The sequence below is a fragment of the Bradyrhizobium sp. genome (assembly GCF_019242285.1).
Classification (GTDB): domain Bacteria; phylum Pseudomonadota; class Alphaproteobacteria; order Rhizobiales; family Xanthobacteraceae; genus Bradyrhizobium.
Genome location: NZ_JAFAVV010000613.1, coordinates 1 through 2,581, shown reverse-complemented (window position 1 = coordinate 2,581; position 2,581 = coordinate 1). Strand labels below are relative to the sequence as shown.

Below are 2,581 nucleotides of genomic sequence, written 5' to 3'. Positions count from 1 at the left end.
ACATCGTGGAGCAGCGCTTTGCCGAGCCGGTCGCGACCGACAATGTGATCTCGGCCACCCTGTCCCGGCTGGCGGCAACGCTGGTCGCCGCGATGGAAAAGCAGGGCAAGGGCGCGCGGCAGCTCGCGGCGAGCTTCTTCCGCACCGATGGCGCGGTGCGCGTGATCGAGGTCGAGACCGGCCGGCCGGTGACCCGGGTCGGGATCGTCGACCGCCTGTTCCGCGAGCGGCTGGAGGCGCTGAATGATCCGCTCGATCCCGGCTTCGGCTTCGACCTGATCCGGCTGGCGGCGAGCCGTACCGAGATCGTGGTGCAGGAGCAGCGCGATCTCGACAGCCATGTGCACGACAATGACGAGCTGGCCGCCTTGATCGACCGCATCGCCGCGCGGATCGGGCGCCATCGCATCGTCGTGCACCTGCCGCAGGACACCCATATCCCCGAGCGCGCAGCGGTGCCTGCGCCGGCGCAGCAATGTCTGGCCGCGGCCGGCGCAGCCGCGTGGCCGGAGCGCGCGGCCGGCGAGCCGCCGGCGCGGCCGTTGCGCCTGTTCGAGCAGCCGGAGCCGATCGCGGTGCCGCTCGCCACCGTGCCCGACGGGCCGCCGCGCCAGTTCACCTGGCGCCGCGCGGTGCATGCGGTGGTCCGGGTGGAAGGGCCCGAGCGCATCGCGATGGAATGGTGGAAGGACGACGGCAAGGTGCTGACGCGCGACTATTTCCGCGTCGAGGACGCGGCCGGCCTGCGCTTCTGGATTTTTCGCGACGGGCTCTATGGCGGTGAGCTCACCGATGCGGAAGGTAACCCAAAGCCAGCCCACTGGTTCGTGCATGGACTGTTCGCATGACGCGTGTTGATTATGCCGAGATCGGCGTCACCACCAATTTCTCCTTCCTGCGCGGCGGCTCGCATCCGCAGGAATATGTGCACCAGGCAAGCCGGCACGGGCTTTCCGCCATCGGCATCGCCGACCACAACACGCTCGCCGGCATCGTGCGCGCCTACAGCGAGCTCGACAATCACGAGCTGAAGCACAAGCCCAAACTGCTGATCGGCGCGCGGCTGGTCTTCACCTGCGGCACGCCCGACATCCTCGTCTATCCGCGCGATCGCGCGGCTTACGGCAGGCTGTGCCAGCTCCTCACCCGCGGCAAGCGCGGCGACGATTCCGACAAGGTCGAGAAGGGCGAATGCCGGCTGACATTCGAGGACCTGTTGGAATTTGCCGAAGGGCAATTGCTGGTGCTGTCATTGCCGCATCGCTTCGAGGAGGCGGCGGCCCAAAACGTTCTGAAACGGCTGCAGCGGAGCCGCGCCGAGGGTGTGTGGCTCGCGGCAAGCCTGCTCTATCGCGGCGACGACAAAAGGCGGCTGGCGCGGCTCGCCCGGCTCGCGCGCGAGGCCGATGTGCCGCTGCTCGCGACCAATGAGGTGCTCTACCACGATCCCGCGCGCCGCCCGCTGCAGGACGTGCTGACCTGCATCCGCGAGAAGACCACGATCGACGCGATCGGCCGGCGGCTCGAAGCCAATGCCGAGCGTCACCTGAAGCCCGCGGCGGAGATGGCGCGATTGTTCCGCGACCACCCGGATGCGATCCGCGAAACTCTGCGCTTCGCCGATCGCATCGGCTTCTCGCTCGACCAGTTGAAATATCAATATCCGGACGAGCCGGTGCCGCCGGGCAAGACCGCGCAGCAGCATCTGGAGGATCTGACCCGCGCCGGCGTTGAAAAGTATTTTCCCGGCGGCATCGACGAGCAGCTACAGGCCACCCTGCGCAAGGAGCTCGCGCTGATCGCCGAGCTGAACTATGCGCATTATTTCCTGACCGTGCACGACATCGTGCACTTCGCGCGCGAGCAGAGCATCCTGTGCCAGGGCCGGGGCTCGGCGGCCAATTCCGCGGTCTGCTACGTGCTCGGCATCACCTCGGTCGATCCGACCAAGGTCGATCTGCTGTTCGAGCGCTTCATCTCCAAGGAGCGGTTGGAGCCGCCCGACATCGACGTCGATTTCGAGCATTCGCGGCGCGAGGAGGTGATGCAATATGTCTACCGCCGCTATGGCCGCCACCGCGCGGCGATCATCGCGACCGTCATCCATTATCGCCCGCGCAGCGCCATCCGCGACGTCGGCAAGGCGCTGGGCTTGACCGAGGACGTCACCTCGCTGCTTGCCGATACCGTGTGGGGAAGCTGGGGCAAGGGGTTGAACGACATGCAGGTCCGGCAGGCCGGGCTCGATCCCGACAATGCGATGGTGCGGCTCGCCGTCGAGCTCGCCACCGAATTGATCGAGTTTCCACGGCATCTGTCGCAGCATGTCGGGGGCTATGTGCTGACCCAGGACCGGCTCGACACCTATGTGCCGATCGGCAATGCCGCGATGGACGACCGCACCTTCATCGAATGGGACAAGGACGACGTCGACGCGCTCAACATGATGAAGGTCGACGTGCTGGCGCTGGGCATGCTGACCTGCATCCGCAAATGTTTTGATCTGATCGCCGATCACAAGGGCAGGCGCTACGAATTGTCCGACATCAAATCGGAGGATGACGACGAGGTCTACCAGATG

General features: G+C 66.3%; 1 protein-coding gene and 1 pseudogene. Both read left to right on the top strand.

Features of this window, described 5'->3' with window-relative positions; all coding sequences use genetic code 11:
- Positions 1 to 848, top strand: a pseudogene (locus JOY90_RS25090) (DNA polymerase Y family protein); the annotation flags it as partial.
- Positions 845 to 2,581, top strand: a 1,737-nt coding sequence (locus JOY90_RS25085) for a PHP domain-containing protein (protein ID WP_291693802.1), incomplete at its 3' end; no start/stop codon positions are given. The pseudogene JOY90_RS25090 and the gene JOY90_RS25085, both read left to right, overlap by 4 nt.